The following is a 17,287-nucleotide window of genomic DNA, read 5'->3' as shown; positions in this document are numbered from 1 at the left end:
TTGACCAACATGAACAAAGTTAATACGAATTAACCGATTTTTAGCTCCCATTTACACACGTTGATTCAAGCTATTTAAATTTTTCCATTTTTTCAGCCAACGAAAAATCTAATTCTGTTAGCCCACCAGCGTCGTGCGTAGTCAATGTTACCTCTACTTTATTATAAACATTGAACCACTCCGGATGATGTTTTAGCTTTTCCGCCCAAATCGCAATTTGAGACATCCACCCAAAAGCTCGGATAAAGCTCTTAAACATAAACGTCTTTTTGATAGTGTCTCCACTTTGCTCCCATGGTGTGTCATCGGAAACCAGTTCATTGAGCGCTTTCAATTTTTCATTAATTTCATTATCAGACAGCTTCGTCGCCATTCTTATCTCCTTCAATCACTGATGATTACGTAAAAGTCTTACCTACTACGAGATACTTTAATCGATTGGTTTAACATTAGAAGAGACTGGAGACAAAATCACAAAGAGGAGTGGAGGCTAAGGTTTACAAAAAAGCCACCCTTCAACTTTTATAGTCAAAGGGTGGCTATACTTCTACCTTATTAACAGATTAGAACTCGATAGCTAAGCGCGCATAGATTTGACGACCTCGAGGATCGTGAACCTTAGAGTCAAACCCGCTGTTAGTGAATAGCTGTGGAGGCTCTTCGTCGAACATGTTAATTGCGCCTAACGTCAACACATAACTTTGTTCTGTATCATATAAGCCGCCTAAGTCGATGTTGTATTGAGCATCTACCGTCAAGTGACTATCCACTTCGTAAAAGCCACCTGAACAACCACCCACGTTTGCAGTACCGTCCGCGCAATTTTGATCATCGTCATACGATGAGATGTAGCGAAGGAAGATATTGGCTGCATGGATATCGTTTTGCCAAGCCAGCCCCAAGTTGGCGCGCAATTCAGGAGAAGACACACCAATATTATTGAAATTACGGCGTCCTGCACCATCAATGTTCCCTGCCTGTGGGTCCATCAAGTCATACTTAGTAATGTAGGTCGCATTCAACGTAGGTGTAAAGTTACCGAAGTCTGTCTCTATTTTATAACTGGTTACAAAATCAAGACCCGATGTTTCCAAAGAACTCGCGTTAACATACGTGTTATTTACTTGAAGAACAGGCCCAGTCAGCGGGTCTCCAGCACGGATAACGCGGTCTGGGTTAGTCGGATCATCATTTAGTACCGCCTGCGCGTTCTCTTGAATGATCAAGTCTTCAAACTCGAAATTCCAATAATCAACTTCAACAGAAAAGTCTCTGAAAGGCTCGTATGAGAAGCCAATATTATAGGCTGTCGACTCTTCAGGTTTTAGCTCTTCATTACCCGATGTTCTAACAGCCACAAATGCCGTAGCACCTTGAACGGGGTCAATAAGCTGTTGCAACGACGTTGCACCACCTTGTGCTAAGAACACTGTTGGCGCTCTAAACGACGTAGATATCGAGCCGCGAAGTGAAAACTCATCAGTCGCACGCCACGAAATCGCTAACTTTGGATCCACTGTACTACCAATGGTACCGCCGTAATCTTCATAACGAACCGCTAGCTGAACATCTAATTCGTCATTTATTGGTAATGCAAGTTCACCGAACGCTGCCCATACATCCTGGCTACCATCAATATCAGGGTTGCCGATAACGAATGTGAAACTGTCTTGGTTAGCAAGGTCATCGTAATCTTGGCTAAGCTGGTTTTCACGATATTGAACACCCAATGCTAACGCCGCAAAGCCACCGCCCATTTCGAACACATCAAACGATGTAAACGCTTCGAAAACTTCAAGGTCAGCTTTAGAGTCAATCACTTCGGTTCCCGTAAAGGAGCTAACCACGTAATCAGAGTTAGGTGCCGTTGTGTAAGACGTTGCAAATGGGTTGAAGAATTCGCAATCCCCTACCCCTGGCGTTCCAGCGATAGGGTCACAATTAGAGCCACCTAGACCGTATAGCGCAAGCTGAAACTCGGTATTTAGTACGTCAGGAACCCTAAATACAAAATCGTTAACCGCACGTGTATAGCTTACTTCCCAGAACCCAGTGTCTGTCACACCTTGTAAACTGGTGCTAAAGCGAAAGGTGTCTGATTCGGTATTAGCTGGGTCACCAGGGAAGCCGTTACCTTCAGCGCGACCGAAGAAAGCGACAGGCTGACCAAATGGATTCTGCGGATGATAATCAGGAACAATTGGAGAGGTTAAAATTGGGAAGCTCGGTGCTCCACCACGTTCAGCACGGTTTCTCGCTAAACTGAATTCAGCCGACCATGTAATATCGTTATCGAACTCGTAGTCTGCACGTACATAAGCATTTGTTCGGCTCTCATCGGCAACATATGAATAGAATTTACCGAAATCAAAACCACAAAAACCAATTTCTAAACCTGGCACTGTACCACTTGGCGCAAGTAAATTGGGTGCACCACCAAACTCCTCACATCCGTACGGGTCGATAATGGGCAGTGCCCCTGCACCTGGAATATTTAAGAAGAAAGAGCCTGGGTTACCCAGAGCACTTGTATCGTCTTGGGGACGACTTAGTCGTCTATCGCTGAGAAAAAGCGGCGAACGGTTGGTATAGCTTATCGCCGCTAGTACGCTTTCGTTATCTCCGGTTGCGCCCCATAAACCTTGTAAAATGTATTCTTTGTTGTCGCCATGCGCACCATCTTGATAGTCAAGGCTTACCATTGCTCCGTCATAATTGCGTTTGGTGATAAAGTTAACGACACCTGCAACGGCATCAGAACCATACAGAGCCGACGCACCATCTTTAACCACTTCCATACGATCAATGGCTATCATCGGTACAAGAGAACTGGTATCGACGAAGTTCAGGCCTTCGTTCGTTGGTTGCGCTGTAACGACCTGACGCTTGTTGTTAAGTAAAACCAGAGTAGACGCTACGCCTAAACCACGAAGGTTAATATTCGACGTACCCGCTGTTGCGTTTTGCGTAAAAGCATCTGGGTTGTTTTCAGCACCCGTGTTAATAGTGAGTGTTTGTGTAATATCCGCAATATTCTTTGCGCCAATCGCGTCGATAGCCACGCTATCTACCACGGCTAGTGGAGAAGGAGATTCGAAGTTTTCGCTACGGCGAACAAAACTACCGGTAACCAAAATAAGTTCTACGTCTTTCTTAGCTTCTTGCTCACTTTCAACGTCTGCTTCTTGGGCTGATGCGATATAAGGAGAGCAAAATAAAGCAGTACCGACCATTGCCGCCACTGCTGTCTTACGCGTTTTAAATTTCATAGTGTGATTCCAAATCTGGGCTTATCACTACCGGCATTACTACCCACACTTTCCGCTAGCGACAGGCTGTTCGATTTCGTGTTGTTATTGTCTGAGGCCATGAACAAATATTGACCTACGCAATTGATACTATGCTTGAATTTCACCTTTGTAAATTTATTGTGAATAATATGTTTACATTAATTTTACACATGGTCTGACCAGATATCCTTTAGGATAAATTGAAGCCTTTCCACCGAATTTAGCCATATCCCAATTGAGAATATGTTTCCCAATATGGGAAATTTATTCATTACGCTTGATTGATCGCGCACCTCAAAAATCAGGCATACCCTCTAATTTTCAATACGTTACAAGCTTATTTTGAAAGGAATGATTCTTGAAACATCAGGAACACTTTATATGAAGGTGCACGAGGTCTATGGAGTTTCCAAAAATAGATGAGGTTTATAAATTACTCAGCGAAAAGCTAGAGTCTTGGGTAGAGGGCGGCATTACGCTTCTTCCTAACATTGTTGTCGCATTTTTTATTGCAATAGCCTTTGGCATTATCGCCAAAGTGATCGGCAACGTTGCTGGCAGGATTATGCGCAGAACGTTCGAGTCTCGACAAATTGCAAGCCTCCTCACCTCCATAATCAAATCTATCGTTTTAATAGCGGGAATTTTCATTGCGCTAGACTTTGTTGGCCTCAAAGGTACTGTTACTTCTTTACTTGCAGGCGCAGGTATCGTCGGGTTGGCCATTGGTTTTGCGTTTCAGGACATGACGGAAAACTTCATTGCCGGTGTGGCCATGGGAATTCGAAAACCCTTTGAGATTGGCGACGTCATTGAGGCAGAAGGTGTATTTGGTAACGTGAAGGAAATAAACCTTAGAAACACCTTAGTTGAAACCTTTTATGGCCAACTTGAAGTTATACCCAACAAGATACTTTTCCGAAATATATTGACCAATTATTCATATCTTGGTTATCGAAGAATAGAGGTCCCTGTAGGTATTTCTTACGCTGATGATATAGAAGAAGCCGCTAAAGTTATTACGGATGCTATGAATGAAAAAGATTATGTCATCAAAAAAGAAGAGACCGCGGTTTACGCAGAGTCTTTTGGCGATTCAAGTATCAACCTATTACTGTGGTTTTGGATTCGATATCCAGGAGAGCCTGGATTTATGGTCGTACGCCACGACGCGATCAGTACAGTAAAAACGGTATTAGAAGAAAACGATATTCTTATTCCTTTCCCTATCAGAACATTGGATTTCAATGCCAAAGGGGGAGATAAGCTTAATAGCATGCTTAAAAAGCAGGATGAGAGAAGTCCAAGTAAAGGTAATACAAATTCATCAACTGAGCAGTCTGATGTGAAAGCGGGTGATAACCCTGAGCAACCCGCAGAAGAATGAAACTAACGGAGATGCAAATGGAAATGTTAAATTCAAAAACACTTAAACACGCTTTTTTAGTACTTATACTCGTAGCCAGTTTTGGGAGTTTAGGCGGTTGTGCAACAGTTGAAGGGGCCGGTAAAGATATTCAAAGTGCTGGAGAAGCCATTGAAGAAGGTGCCGAGGAAGCGTCTAACTAACTCGTTTCTGTCGACATAGGTCTTGCCGATAAAGTACGACTGTGTAGGTAAAAGCCTGACGATCGCTAAACTAGGCCCTGTTTACCTTTGCTATATATCAAAGGTCAACAAACGCCAGCATCTCAGGCTTTTTTATTTTGTGGCACCATGTTTTTGCAATACACGGTGCGGCATATCAACTAGACAACGACGTAGCACACGCATCGTAATACGCATTTGGCAATATGCCGTACTAGTCTGTACAGCCACTTTTACTGCGTGAAACAACAATCTATCAAGGCTTAAGCACCGCGAGCATGAAAAAGCCACCTATTAGCGCTGGGTTCCCATTCGATTTAAGTAAGCAACTTGCCTCTACTTTATAAAGCTTCCCTTGCGCCTTTTCAGTGATTTCGACAAGTTTGAATCGGTATTTAACGGCGTCATTACTTTTTACTGGTTCAAGAAAACGTAACTTATCAATGCCATAATTAATCATAGACGCGATACGCTCGTCTGGCTCGATCACTTCAGCGAATGCTTTAGGCATGAGACTGGCAGTCAAGAAGCCGTGAGCAATTGTTGCTTTAAAGGGACTTTCTTTTTCACAGCGCGCAGCATCTAAATGTATCCACTGGTGATCGCCCGTGGCGTCTGCAAACTGATTGATCATGTCCTGCGTAACCGTCAGCCATTCAGGTTGTTCAAGGGTATCTCCCACTGCTAAGTCTAAAAGTGTTCTCATTTTTCAGTCCAATCTCCATTTATTGACGATAAAACTACTATTATTACCTTGAATGTTTCAATTAACTTTTAATAATAGGTATTTATAAATATTCTTGTTACACTAACGTAAATTATTCGTAGATGCTATGTAGCATTGGATCACAGTTTTCTATTAAACGCACCGTGATACAAACTAGCGCCTCTTCATCTATTGGCTTTTTTCAGGGCACTCGCTCTTAAAGGATTAGTTATGAATCTCAATAGAATCGATTTGAACCTTTTTGCAGTATTCGACGCCATTTACACGGCAGGAAGCTTAACCAAGGCAGCAGATGTCTTATGCATTACTCAACCAGCGGTAAGTAACTCTTTAGCGAGACTAAGGGAAATGCTTAACGACCCGCTGTTTGTTCGTACCGGCCACAGTATGACGCCTACCCCCGTAGCGCAAAATATTATTGTTCCAGCTCGACAAGCCTTAGCCTTACTACGCAGAAGTGTGCAAGAAAGTCATACATTCGACCCTCTCACAGCCGAGAAGTCCTTTAATTTTGCCAGCCGTGATTTGCTTGAAGTAAGCATTATGCCTCGACTCATTTCACGTTTGCAGAATTTGGCGCCAAATATCGGGTTAACCAACTACGAGATTCCTAGAAGCCAAGTTGTTTCGGCGATGGCATCGGGCACGTTGGACTTTTACTCAGATGCATCGACATTTACAGACCCTCATTTGTGCAAAGAAAAAATCGCCCAAGACAGACTTGTTGTGTTAGCACGTAAAAATCATCCTGCGCTCAAAAACGGGCTTAACTTAGATACCTTTCTACGATTAGGCCATATTAATGTGTCACAGCGTAAATCTGGTGTGGGCCCAATAGATATTGCGTTAGATAAAATGGGCAAAAGACGCAAGGAAGTTATGCGAGGTCAACATTTTTTAACCGTACCAAGTACGATAGTAAAGACAGACCTAATCGCGTGCCTGCCGTATCACCTTGCTAAACATTACGATCTTGCGTTGTACGAGGTTCCTTTTGATTTACCGCCTGTAGAATATTTCCTTTATTGGCATGTAAGCGCCGACCATGATCACGCTCATATGTGGATGCGTGAACAAATAATGGAAGTAGCGAGCAACTATAAACCTCATTAACATAGACAAAGCCCTGTTTAAACAGGGCTTTTTTTACTTTTGAATAAATTAAACTTACAGCACGTTGAAGCTTATCGAACTCTGATGCTCATCATTGTGATAAATCGTGTGGAATGCTCTGGTGAAATCGCTCTCTTTAGCGTTAAAAATGTTTTCAACATAATTCTGCGGGTTTAAATCAAGGAACGGAAACATGCTACTTTGTATTTGAATTTGTAGCTTATGACCTCGTTTAAATGTATGTAATACATCGTAAAGTTCAAAACCAATTTCCGTAGGTTGATTTGGGACAAACGCTTTCGGTTTGCTCATATTTTCTCTAAAACGACCGCGTAACACGCCCCAACGCACCAACTCATGGCGATTACCTTTCTCCATATCCGCCTTATTGACATTGTCATCTACAGACGGAAAAACATCGACCAGTTTTACGACTACATCGGCAGCAGATTTGTTTGTTGAAAACCACAAATTTAGGTCTATGGCGCCAGCGATAGTGAGGTCGTTTTCTAGTATTTCTGTTTCGAATACCAGCACATCAGGTCTTCTCGCTGCAAACCTCTGATCTTCGACCATATAGGGTCTATCCCACCCGCGGCTAATTTTTGCAGAGTGTGGAACGGGTTTGTTCGGATCGCTCACATATTCGCTGCTTCCGGTGTTATTTGCATTTTCAACCAGCTTTTCCTTTCCTGCTAAGAACAACGTTTTTTGAGATGTATCTTTGGGTGGCCAGACATCAAAGTGACGCCAACGATTACTCCCCGTTTCAAACATAGTTGCAGTGGCAATGTTTGCATCATTGGCCCCTTTCAAGTGTTGCTTGAAGAACGGCAATAACACGTCTTTTTGAAACCAAGCGCTGGTGTCAAATCCGAAATGCGCTTCGCCGAGTTCCGTTCCACCTTTTTCACTCTGCCATTGACCGTGATACCAAGGACCCATCACCAGCTTTACATGATCCTTTTTGTTGTTATGTGACATGGTTTGGTAGGTGTAAAGCGGGCCATATAAGTCTTCGGTGTCGTACCAACCGCCGACAACCAGCGTCGCAGGCTTTGTCTTAGATAAATGTTGCAATACATCTCGTGACTTCCAATAGTCGTCATAATTAGGGTGTTGAATAACTTCATTCCAAAATGGTCGTTCACCGTGAAAGTACTTGTCGTTGACATTGGAAAGCGGCCCTAAATTTTTAAAAAATTGATAGCCATCTGGTGTTTCTGACTTCATTCCTTCAGGCCAATAAGCAAACGTACCATCACGCTGCTTATCAAACGTGTCGAAAAATATAAACGCCATAGGGGTCACAAACGCCCCATTTCGATGGAAGTCATCAAAAAACCAATCTGCAATTGGAGCTTGTGGAGAAATAGCCTTTAGCGCGGGGTGGCTATTTATAGAGGCGACTGAAGTGTAATAGCCAGGATACGATGTGCCCCACATCCCCACTTTTCCGTTATTGCCTTCAACATTTTTTACTAACCACTCAATAGTGTCATAGGTATCAGTAGCATCATCCGTCGCATCTTTACCGCGCTTATAAGCGTCTTGAGGACGCATATTGACAAACTCTCCTTCAGACATGAATTTGCCACGCACATCTTGGAACACAAAAATAAAACCTTCTTTTTCGAAAGCTTCGCTCGGCCCCAAACGCTTTTTATACTTACTTACACCATAAGGAGCAACGCGATAAGGCGTACGCTGCATCATAAAAGGGTAAGCGTCTGTTCTATCGTTTGGCACATAGACTGACGTAAACAGTTTTACGCCATCACGCATTGGAATTTGGTATTCGTATTTCGTGTAGTTTGCCCTTATATAGGCTTCCCTAGCATCGGTTTCACTTTGTTCACTGAATGCATACGTTGTTGTTAACAAAAGTACCACCAGCATAACGCTGCGCATTACCACCTTCATTTTCTGTCCTTTTTTGTTATTGGATTAATTCATTTACAACCGCGATAGGGTGACGTGGCTTTTTACCTTCAAACCTTGCAACTTGGCTTCGACATGAAAAGCCGCTTACAAGCACTTCATGCTGTGTGCTACATTGCTTGAACACACCTGACCAACTTAATTCGTAAAGCGCTTTTGAATTTTTATAATGTGAAGCTTCGTGACCATAGGTTCCAGCCATACCGCAACATCCTGAGGGCTGCACTGTTAAATTAGCACCAAGTTTCTCAAAAATGCTTTGCCAGCGGGTTGTCAGCGACGGCATAGCCGTTTTTTCACTACAGTGTGCAAGCAAACTGAATCGCTTTTTAATCATCGCCTTTACTATGTGCTTTTCAGTTAAAACCAAATCCAGCCATTCATCGATGGTATGCACAAAGAAGTTACCTCTTTTATCACGCAAATACTTCTTGTATTCATCTCTGTAACACAACACTAGCGACGCATCAGTGCCTACCATAGTTATGTCTAGTGCATGGAGTTGATTTAGTAAGTTAGCGGTCTTTATCGCTTGTTTTTCAAACTTATCCAGAAAGCCTTTTACGTGAGCAGGTTTTCCATTGGGCGTATACGGCACTACCATGGGTTTAAAGCCAAGCTTATAGATCACACTTATCAGCTTCTCGACGCTAGCCGCATCGTAATAACTGGTAAAGGGATCTTGAACGACAGCGATATAATTTTTTCGCTCTTCTGTATTCATTTGGGAAAGGCGTTGTAAATCAAACGGCACTGTTTGTGCTTTTACTCGGCTAGTTAACGTTGGATAAGAAAGCTGAGGAGCATCTTTATACCCTACTTGCTTCTCCAAGAAGCGCTTCACCCATTTTAGCTCTATTAGGGCATTATGAAGTTTAGGCGCACGCGCGCTCAATGGAGCAATCGTTTCTATATTAGCAACCAGCATATCTTTTAAAGGTCGCAAATACCGTCGATAGTAAATAGACAAAAATATTGACCTGAAGTGCGGCACATCAATATTCACCGGGCATTGATGTGTACATGATTTGCACGCCAAACACCCATCCATGACCTCTTTGACTTCGTGTGAAAAGTCTGGCTTGTTACTTAAAATGGAGTTCTTAAACCGAGATAGAAAGTTACTTTTGAACTGCTTATACGACAACCCTTCACTTTCTAATGTAGTGCCGAATTTGGTACTAAGCGATAGTAGCCGCGTCCATTCCCTTAGCATACTTGCGCGCCCTTTCGGTGTGTGCCGCCTATCTTGGGTAACCTTGCTAGACGGGCACATAGGTGATGTAGGCTCGTAGTTGAAACACAGTCCATTGCCGTTACATTCAAAAGCAGGAAACACATCTTGTTTTATGCTGACGGGAATAACCCGCTCAATCCCTGCTCTTTTAATATCTTTCACCGAGACTAATTTATCATCACTCTCTATCGGTGTGCAGATTTTGCCGGGGTTCATCTGGTTATGGGGGTCAAATACGGCTTTGATCTTGCGCATTTCATTGAACAGTGTTTCGCCAAAAAATGCGGGGCCGTATTCACTTCGAAATCCCTTGCCATGCTCTCCCCACATCAATCCACCGTACTTAGCAACAAGTGCCACTACCTCATCAGAAAGCGAATGCATCAGTGCTTCTTGCTGTGGTTCTGATAAATCTAGTGCCGGCCTCACGTGCAAAACACCAGCATCAACGTGACCGAACATGCCATATTTTAAATTATGGCTGTCTAATAATGCTCGAAACTCACCAATGAAGTCGGCCAAGGTTTCCGGCGGCACAGCGGTATCTTCGGCAAATGCAATGGGCTTTTGATTGCCCTTTACCTTACCAAGCAGCCCAACGGCTTTTTTCCGCATGGCATAGATGCGCTGAATATCGGGCTTGTCATAGGTGACGCTATAGCCTGTTATATTGCTGCCATCTCGTCCTATCTCTTGTGTAATTGCCACTTCTAACTGTTCAATATGAACTTTCATTTCTTCTGCAGAATCGGCGTTGAACTCTACAAGATTTAAACCCAACAACTCGTTATCTGGAACATCTGCTATTAAATGATGAATGGAATGCCACACAATGTCGGTTTTCGCAAAGTTAAGTACCGTGCTATCGATGGTTTCAACACTGGTTGCTTTGGCTTTTACCAACACTGGCGCATGTCGAAGCGCCGCGTCAAATGAACGGTAGGATATGTTAACAAGCGCTTTCAGTGGCGCTATTTTATCAAGTGTTAACGTCGCTTCCGTAACAAACGCAAGTGAGCCCTCTGCACCTGTGATTAGCTTACCAATGTCAATGTTATCACCGTCAACTACGTGTTCTAAATCGTACCCCGTCAAAAAGCGGTTTAAGCGGGGAAATGTTTTTAAAATGCCCTCTCGATGTTGAATACAGGTACGCATTGCTTGTTGATAAATTGCGGCTTCTGACGTACAGCCACTTGCTTTAAGTAAAGCTTCATCCCGCGAAATTTTTGCGGTTTCAATTATCTCGCCATTCGCAAGCACTGCTTTGAGTCCGATGACGTGGTCGCTGGTTTTACCATACACTAATGACCCCTGCCCCGACGCATCAGTGCTTATCATACCGCCAAGCGTAGCGCGATTGCTGGTTGATAGATCAGGGGAAAAGAACAGGCCGTGCGGGCGCAATGCGTCGTTGAGTGAATCTTTGACTATACCCGCTTGAACCCTAACCCACCCTTCTTCCAGGTTCAGTTCAATGATCTCATTTAGATAACGACGGATATCGACAACGATACCATCGGTTAAACTCTGCCCATTAGTACCAGTGCCACCACCACGGGCAGAGAATGCGACATCTGGGAAGTGGCTGGCTAATTTACCTATACACTGACAATCTTCAGTAGATTTTGGGTAGATAATGGCCTGCGGGACTTTGTAATAGACTGAGTTGTCAGTAGCATGCGCGATGCGAGCACTATAGGCCGTTTCGATATCACCGGTGAAGGCACTCATCTTTAGGCGCTCTACAAATGCTTTATATTGTGCGGCTAGATTGGATTCGACCGTCAACGCGGGAAGAGTCACTTGTTGATTTTCCTATGTTAAAAATGAGGGAGATTTTGTTACTGCGAAATTTTCTTACCTTAAGCGTATATCGCGGTGAACACCTCGCTCAAATGTTATAATATAACATATCATGATTAATTCATAGGGATGTACTCCCTGCTATGATAGCCTTGTGTGAGAGTTTTGATATTTTCATATGACTTTCAACGAAGACATTCACAATGATAAAAGCTGTACCTACTAACATCATTACTGGCTTTTTGGGTGTGGGTAAAACATCCTCGCTATTACATTTATTAAAACAAAAACCTGCAAATGAACGCTGGGCAATACTAATTAATGAGTTTGGTGAGATTGGTATCGATGGTTCATTGGTAAACGGCTCGCGAAATAAAGCACCTAACAATGACGCCAGCGGTGAAAAGCGGGTATTTATTAAAGAAGTGCCAGGTGGATGTATGTGCTGTGCCGCGGGGCTGCCAATGCAGATTGCTCTTAATCAGCTGTTGGCCGAATCTAAACCAGACCGTTTGCTTATTGAGCCTACTGGTTTGGGGCATCCTATAGAAGTACTACAAACACTAGCTGCCGAGCATTATCAAGACGTTCTCGACATACAAAAAACGGTAACTTTGGTTGACGCAAGAAAGCTCGCTGATCCTCGCTATACCTCTCATGATACCTTCAATCAGCAAATCGCCATTGCTGACGTTATTGTGGGGAACAAACAAGACCTTTACACTCATTCAGATGCCGAAGCATTGGAGACCTATGTCGTCCAACGTACCAAGCCAAACACGCCCGTCTTACTGTGCGAAAAGGGAGAGTTCCCAATTAGCGTATTAAAGGGAAGCTCAAGTGCACTTACTCATATCAAAGCACAAAAATTGCAAGACCACAAAACTACCACTACGCCCTCAATAAATGAACAGCCTTTTCCTGACTCAGGTGTATTGAGAGTAGAGAATAAAGGCGAAGGTTTTAAAGCTGTCGGGTGGCGTTTCTCACCTTCCAGGGAGTTTGACCGCATTGCACTACTAAAATGGATGCACAACCTTAACGTTGAAAGGCTTAAAGCAGTTGTCATAACAAGTGACGGTGTCTTTAGCTATAACGTTGTTGACAACGAGGTTACCGAAGCCGAGTTAAGTGAGTGTAGTGAAACTAAAATTGAAATTATCGCTATTGAACTTAACCCTATATGGGATGAAGAGCTCACAAAGTGTCTTTCGGTTTACTAGTGCAATAATGTTTAGCATCAAGGCAGTCTTTTTATAACATTTGACGCAGTAACAGCGCGAGGCTATCACGCGGCACCAAAGAGAGAAGCGCCGCCGCAGTATTATTGAAATTAGAGGTGGTTTATTTGTCTAAATATGGCCCCGTGAATACACTATGTTGCCTGCAACTATGGTTGTATGCGTTTCTCCATACAGCGTTTCTCCTATAAATGGCGAGTTCTGAGACTTAGAGACGAAAAAGGATGGCGTTACCGTGAACGCGCTATTTAAGTCGAAAAGCACCAGATCTGCCACTTCGCCTTGTTCAATTCTTCCGCAGCGTATGCCGAATATGTCGCCTGCATTTTTACTCATTAAATCGATGGCACGACCAAGCGTTAGCTTTTTGGTTTTTACGAAATGAGTAAAGATCAGAGGAAACGCAGTTTCAAGACCAATAATACCAAACGGTGCCTGTTCAATAGGTTGCTCTTTTTCTTCAGGCGAGTGAGGTGCATGGTCGGTTGCTATAGCGTCTATTACGCCCTCTATAAGGGCACTTTGGCACGCAAGCATGTCCTCTCTAGAGCGAAGCGGTGGATTCATTTTCCAATTCGCATCTAAAGTCCCATCAGCTTTTATGGCGATGTCTTCGTCACACAGCAACAAGTGATGAGGAGAAACTTCTACAGTAACCTTGGCGCCACGTTCTTTTGCTCGCTTCACTGCTTCAATAGAAGCCGATGTAGAAACATGCAATACGTGGTAGTGACCACCGGTTTCCAAACTATAGCCGCAACCTCGTTCGACATGTACAGATTCAGAGGCTGATTTAATACCCTTAACATTGAATTTTTTAGATATTTCGCCTTCATGAATTGCCCCTCCATTTGATAATGTTTCGTCTTCACTGTGATCGAGAACTGGAATCCCTAGGTGCTTAGCGCTAACGAGCGCTTGCTTGAACAACGCATTGTTTTGAACGCCTTTACCGTCATCGGTAATTGCCACTGCACCAGCGCTTGTTAAGGCGCTGAAGTCAGTCATGGACTTTCCTTCTAATCCCTTTGAAAGCGCGCCCGTTGGGTAGACTTTACACAAGCCTTTTTTAGCTGCTGTTTCTACCATGAAACGTACAGTATCTGCATTATCAGCAGTAGGCGTTGTATTAGGCATTGAAACTACTGCTGTAAACCCACCCTTAACCGCGGCTTTACTACCCGATTCTATGTCTTCTTTGTATTCCATCCCCGGTTCCCTGAAATGTACTTGGGGATCAAGAAGGCCAGGCGATAAAAACAAGTCTTTCGCATCTATGGTCTTTACCGACTTTATAGTGATGGGGGTTTCCGAAAGAGCAGCTATTTTTCCGCCATCAATTAATAGTGAAACAGACGTTATTTCATCTTCATTTTTGCCTAATAACCGTGACGAGGTAGAGGCATTATTTATAATTAGTTTCATGACACTAAAGATTTGAGTAGATTAAAAAAAGTAGCGCTGCATTACTTGCAGTGCTTGCAGATACACGCCACTTCAAGGTGTGGCGTTACAATATCGCACCCTAGATTTTTAGCTTGCTTAACAAGATTTTCAGATATGGTTGGGTCTATCGCAACTTCTTCAACAGAGCCACATTGAACACAAATTAAAAACTGTGAGTACCCGTGATGCTCGCAACATTTTGCTTGAGAACACGCGACAAACTTGTTGTTCAAATTCAGTTTGTGTACTAAATCAGTCTCAGTGAGAAACTCTAGTGCGCGATATATCGTCATAGGCTTTACATCTTCAGAATACCTCGTAGTGAACATATCCTTTATCTCGTAAGCGGAAAGCGGAGCTTGGGCATCTATTAATAAGTTCAATACTCTTTTGCGTTTTTCTGTTAAGCGCAAACCGTCCGAGTCGCATTTATCTTTTGCTACCGCAAGTAAATTTACAAACCGTCGATTCATATAACCCTAGCGTCAAAATGACGATTTCCTGTGACATTAAATGGCATGGCGTTCACAACCCAAAGCGATTAATTACGCACCTCAAGTGTTACATTATAACATCTCATTTTCAAGTGATTATTGTCAGCCCTGCACCACAAAAAGGCACTAAAGAATTGTTTTTGTAAAAGAGTGGTTCAAGCCTCGATGCGAACGACAGAGGCTTAATTCAATTACCTTACTATACTTATGAAACCACATACCTAAGTATCGCTTAGAACGTTTTCAAGAATTCATTTTTGTCGTTTAATCCTCCCGAACAAACAAACAATCTATAGAAGTACTTGAGGAATTAACCATGTTGAAAATTGTTAAAACTTCTCTTGTTATCGCAGCGACATTAGGTGTGTCGGGCGTAGCACAGGCTGATGTTAACGAAGCACTAGCGAATATCTGCACTATCGTTCAAGCGGACGATAAAGGCGAACTACGTAAGAAAATGCGTTCAGTCGAATCAGACTACCGCATGAAACTTAAAGACTACTACTCAGCAATTAGCTGTGGCGGTAACAGCCTAATTCGTACAGCACTGCTAAACAATGCTTTAGAAGCTGGCGAGTTACTTGTTAAGAAAATGCCAAAAAGTGATTTAGAAGCACCTGAAGCTGATGGAAAAACACTTCAAGCTTGGGTTGCAGAAAACGGTCTGCAAGATAACCCAATTGCTGCGGTTATCAACGACCGCCTATAAAACAGTTTCACACCATGTGAACCAGTTCAACATGGTTGCAGAGAAATCTGCACTTTAGAAAGCGACCCTCGGGTCGCTTTTTTCTTTTGTATCAGTTGATAAAATTCAATGCATAAAAAAGGAGAGTATTCCCTACTCTCCTTCGTACTAATACAGATTACCAATACAATCTAACAAGCTCTGGCAAGCTCGAGTTTATTGTTTGCTACCTTTTCGCTAATCAGCAACACCGGCTCTTGTTGATACAAGCGCTCTACAAAGCCCTGGAAACTAGCGGTAAAACGCGCTTCATCAACCAGCTTACCAAATACTTCTTCTAGCATTAAAAAACTAAGGCTGTCTATTTGGTTATTACTAGCCGCGTTGTGTAACTTATCAGCTAACACATCGTTGATTTCAAGTGACTTCCCGTCTTGAGAGGCATGCCTGTCTGAATAGAAGGCCCAGCAAGCAACAACTAAAGCACTTATATCGGTGTCTCTGTTTGCCGCCAAATTATCTCGTACGGTGGGAAATAAAAACACCGGAAGCTTAGCCGAACTTTCAAGGCAAATTCGCGCTAGCGTATCTTTAATGAAAGGATTGGAGAAACGAGATAGCAGCGTATCTCTGTATTCATACACGTCAATCCCCTCTACTGGGTCGAGTGTTGGCATAACCTCTTGTTCCATAAAGATTGATAGAAGACGCTTTAACTGTTTCGCTTCAACACTTTCATGGATAGTTTCAAGCCCTGCTACAGAACCAACCAACCCAAGTACTGAATGGCCCGCATTAAGCATACGAAGCTTAAGCTTTTCGTACGGTGCCACATCGCTTACAAACTGCGCGCCTACTAAATCTAAACACGGCTTGGTATTGCAAAAGTCATCTTCAATAACCCACTGGTCAAAAGGCTCACACACTACAGGCCAAGCATCTTCTACGCCCTGAGCCCTTAACGTTGCGATATCGTCATTTGTGGTTGCAGGCGTTATTCTGTCTACCATTGAATTAGGGAAACTCACGTTTTCGTTAACCCAAGTAGCAAACGCTTGGTCAAACAGTTCAATATACGCAAGCAGCATTTTCTTTAACACATGGCCATTGTGCTGAATATTGTCACATGACATAACGGTAAAAGGCCTAACGTTGTTTTCTTTGCGTTTTTTAAGCGCTGCAACTAAATAGCCGAAAACCAGTTTAGGCGTTTTGGGGTTTTCGATATCGTGAATGACATCAGGGTTAGTGGTAATAAATTCCCCTGAGGAAGCATCAAAATTATAGCCACCTTCGGTAATGGTTAACGATACGATGCGTACTTCGGGCTCAGCCATTTTATCAATGACTGCTTGAGGATCGTCCGGCGCCATCAAAAACCCCGTCATTGCACCGATAACTGATGCACTGCGGGAACCGTCATTGTGCTTTTCAACCAAGGTATATAAGTTATCTTGTTCGTCGAACACTTTTTTCATTGCACGGTCGTTCTCGCGAAGACCCACACCACAAATGCCCCACGATAGATCGCCGGTTTTTGCCATTAATCTGTCTACATACATGGCTTCATGTGCCCGATGAAAACCACCTACACCAATGTGAACAATACCCGTTTGAACGTTCTCCACATCATAAGCTGGACGCCTTATGTCATTTGGCAACGACGATAAGTTCGCTCTGTTCAATAAAATAGACGTTTGAGATTGCATAAGAACCT

Annotated in this window: 13 protein-coding genes; 5 read left to right on the top strand and 8 right to left on the bottom strand. The window is 43.1% G+C overall.

Going from position 1 to position 17,287, the window contains the following annotated elements:
- Positions 1 to 70: 70 nt before the first annotated feature.
- A complete protein-coding gene (locus tag AWH61_RS05795; protein ID WP_014949251.1) occupies positions 71 to 373 on the bottom strand; it encodes a 4a-hydroxytetrahydrobiopterin dehydratase in 303 nt (100 codons plus the stop codon).
- Between the two features lie 190 nt (positions 374 to 563).
- Positions 564 to 3,269: a TonB-dependent receptor gene (locus tag AWH61_RS05790; RefSeq protein ID WP_075176451.1), complete on the bottom strand. Its 2,706-nt coding sequence runs from the start codon at positions 3,267 to 3,269 to the stop codon at positions 564 to 566.
- Between the two features lie 421 nt (positions 3,270 to 3,690).
- Here AWH61_RS05790 and AWH61_RS05785 point away from each other — a divergent pair, with 421 nt between their 5' ends.
- Positions 3,691 to 4,677, top strand: a complete 987-nt coding sequence (locus AWH61_RS05785) for a mechanosensitive ion channel family protein (protein ID WP_075176450.1) — start codon at positions 3,691 to 3,693, stop codon at positions 4,675 to 4,677.
- 17 nt (positions 4,678 to 4,694) lie between these two features.
- On the top strand, positions 4,695 to 4,859 hold the full coding sequence (locus AWH61_RS05780) for an entericidin A/B family lipoprotein (RefSeq protein WP_075176663.1): 165 nt from the start codon (positions 4,695 to 4,697) through the stop codon (positions 4,857 to 4,859).
- 274 nt (positions 4,860 to 5,133) lie between these two features.
- Here the strand turns inward: AWH61_RS05780 and AWH61_RS05775 are convergent, their stop codons facing one another.
- A complete protein-coding gene (locus tag AWH61_RS05775) occupies positions 5,134 to 5,583 on the bottom strand; it encodes a MaoC family dehydratase (protein ID WP_075176449.1) in 450 nt (149 codons plus the stop codon).
- Between the two features lie 231 nt (positions 5,584 to 5,814).
- On the opposite strand from AWH61_RS05775, the gene AWH61_RS05770 reads away from it, so the two are divergent.
- Entirely contained in the window at positions 5,815 to 6,717 is a 903-nt protein-coding gene (locus AWH61_RS05770; RefSeq protein WP_014949246.1) for a LysR family transcriptional regulator, read from the top strand.
- Between the two features lie 54 nt (positions 6,718 to 6,771).
- Here the strand turns inward: AWH61_RS05770 and AWH61_RS05765 are convergent, their stop codons facing one another.
- Complete coding sequence (locus AWH61_RS05765; protein WP_075176448.1) at positions 6,772 to 8,640, bottom strand: CocE/NonD family hydrolase; 1,869 nt, start codon at positions 8,638 to 8,640, stop codon at positions 6,772 to 6,774.
- 16 nt (positions 8,641 to 8,656) lie between these two features.
- Positions 8,657 to 11,701 carry a D-2-hydroxyglutarate dehydrogenase YdiJ gene (gene ydiJ / locus AWH61_RS05760; protein ID WP_075176447.1) on the bottom strand — a complete coding sequence of 1,015 codons (3,045 nt, stop codon included), beginning with the start codon at positions 11,699 to 11,701 and terminating at the stop codon, positions 8,657 to 8,659.
- A gap of 203 nt (positions 11,702 to 11,904) precedes the next feature.
- Here ydiJ and AWH61_RS05755 point away from each other — a divergent pair, with 203 nt between their 5' ends.
- Positions 11,905 to 12,924, top strand: coding sequence for a CobW family GTP-binding protein (locus AWH61_RS05755; RefSeq protein ID WP_075176446.1), 1,020 nt, complete (start codon positions 11,905 to 11,907; stop codon positions 12,922 to 12,924).
- 129 nt (positions 12,925 to 13,053) lie between these two features.
- Here AWH61_RS05755 and AWH61_RS05750 read toward each other — a convergent pair whose 3' ends face one another.
- The gene (locus AWH61_RS05750) at positions 13,054 to 14,367 is read right to left on the bottom strand and encodes a dihydroorotase (protein ID WP_075176445.1); all 1,314 of its coding nucleotides are present in this window, start codon (positions 14,365 to 14,367) and stop codon (positions 13,054 to 13,056) included.
- Between the two features lie 41 nt (positions 14,368 to 14,408).
- A complete protein-coding gene (locus AWH61_RS05745) occupies positions 14,409 to 14,861 on the bottom strand; it encodes a Fur family transcriptional regulator (RefSeq protein ID WP_075176444.1) in 453 nt (150 codons plus the stop codon).
- A gap of 337 nt (positions 14,862 to 15,198) precedes the next feature.
- Here AWH61_RS05745 and AWH61_RS05740 point away from each other — a divergent pair, with 337 nt between their 5' ends.
- Positions 15,199 to 15,591, top strand: a complete 393-nt coding sequence (locus AWH61_RS05740; RefSeq protein ID WP_014949240.1) for a DUF3718 domain-containing protein — start codon at positions 15,199 to 15,201, stop codon at positions 15,589 to 15,591.
- Between the two features lie 170 nt (positions 15,592 to 15,761).
- Here the strand turns inward: AWH61_RS05740 and AWH61_RS05735 are convergent, their stop codons facing one another.
- A complete protein-coding gene (locus AWH61_RS05735; protein ID WP_075176443.1) occupies positions 15,762 to 17,279 on the bottom strand; it encodes a mannitol dehydrogenase family protein in 1,518 nt (505 codons plus the stop codon).
- Positions 17,280 to 17,287 lie beyond the last annotated feature (8 nt).

It is taken from the genome of Alteromonas sp. W12 (assembly GCF_001924945.1).
Classification (GTDB): domain Bacteria; phylum Pseudomonadota; class Gammaproteobacteria; order Enterobacterales; family Alteromonadaceae; genus Alteromonas; species Alteromonas macleodii.
This window is presented reverse-complemented; position numbering and strand designations above follow the sequence as displayed.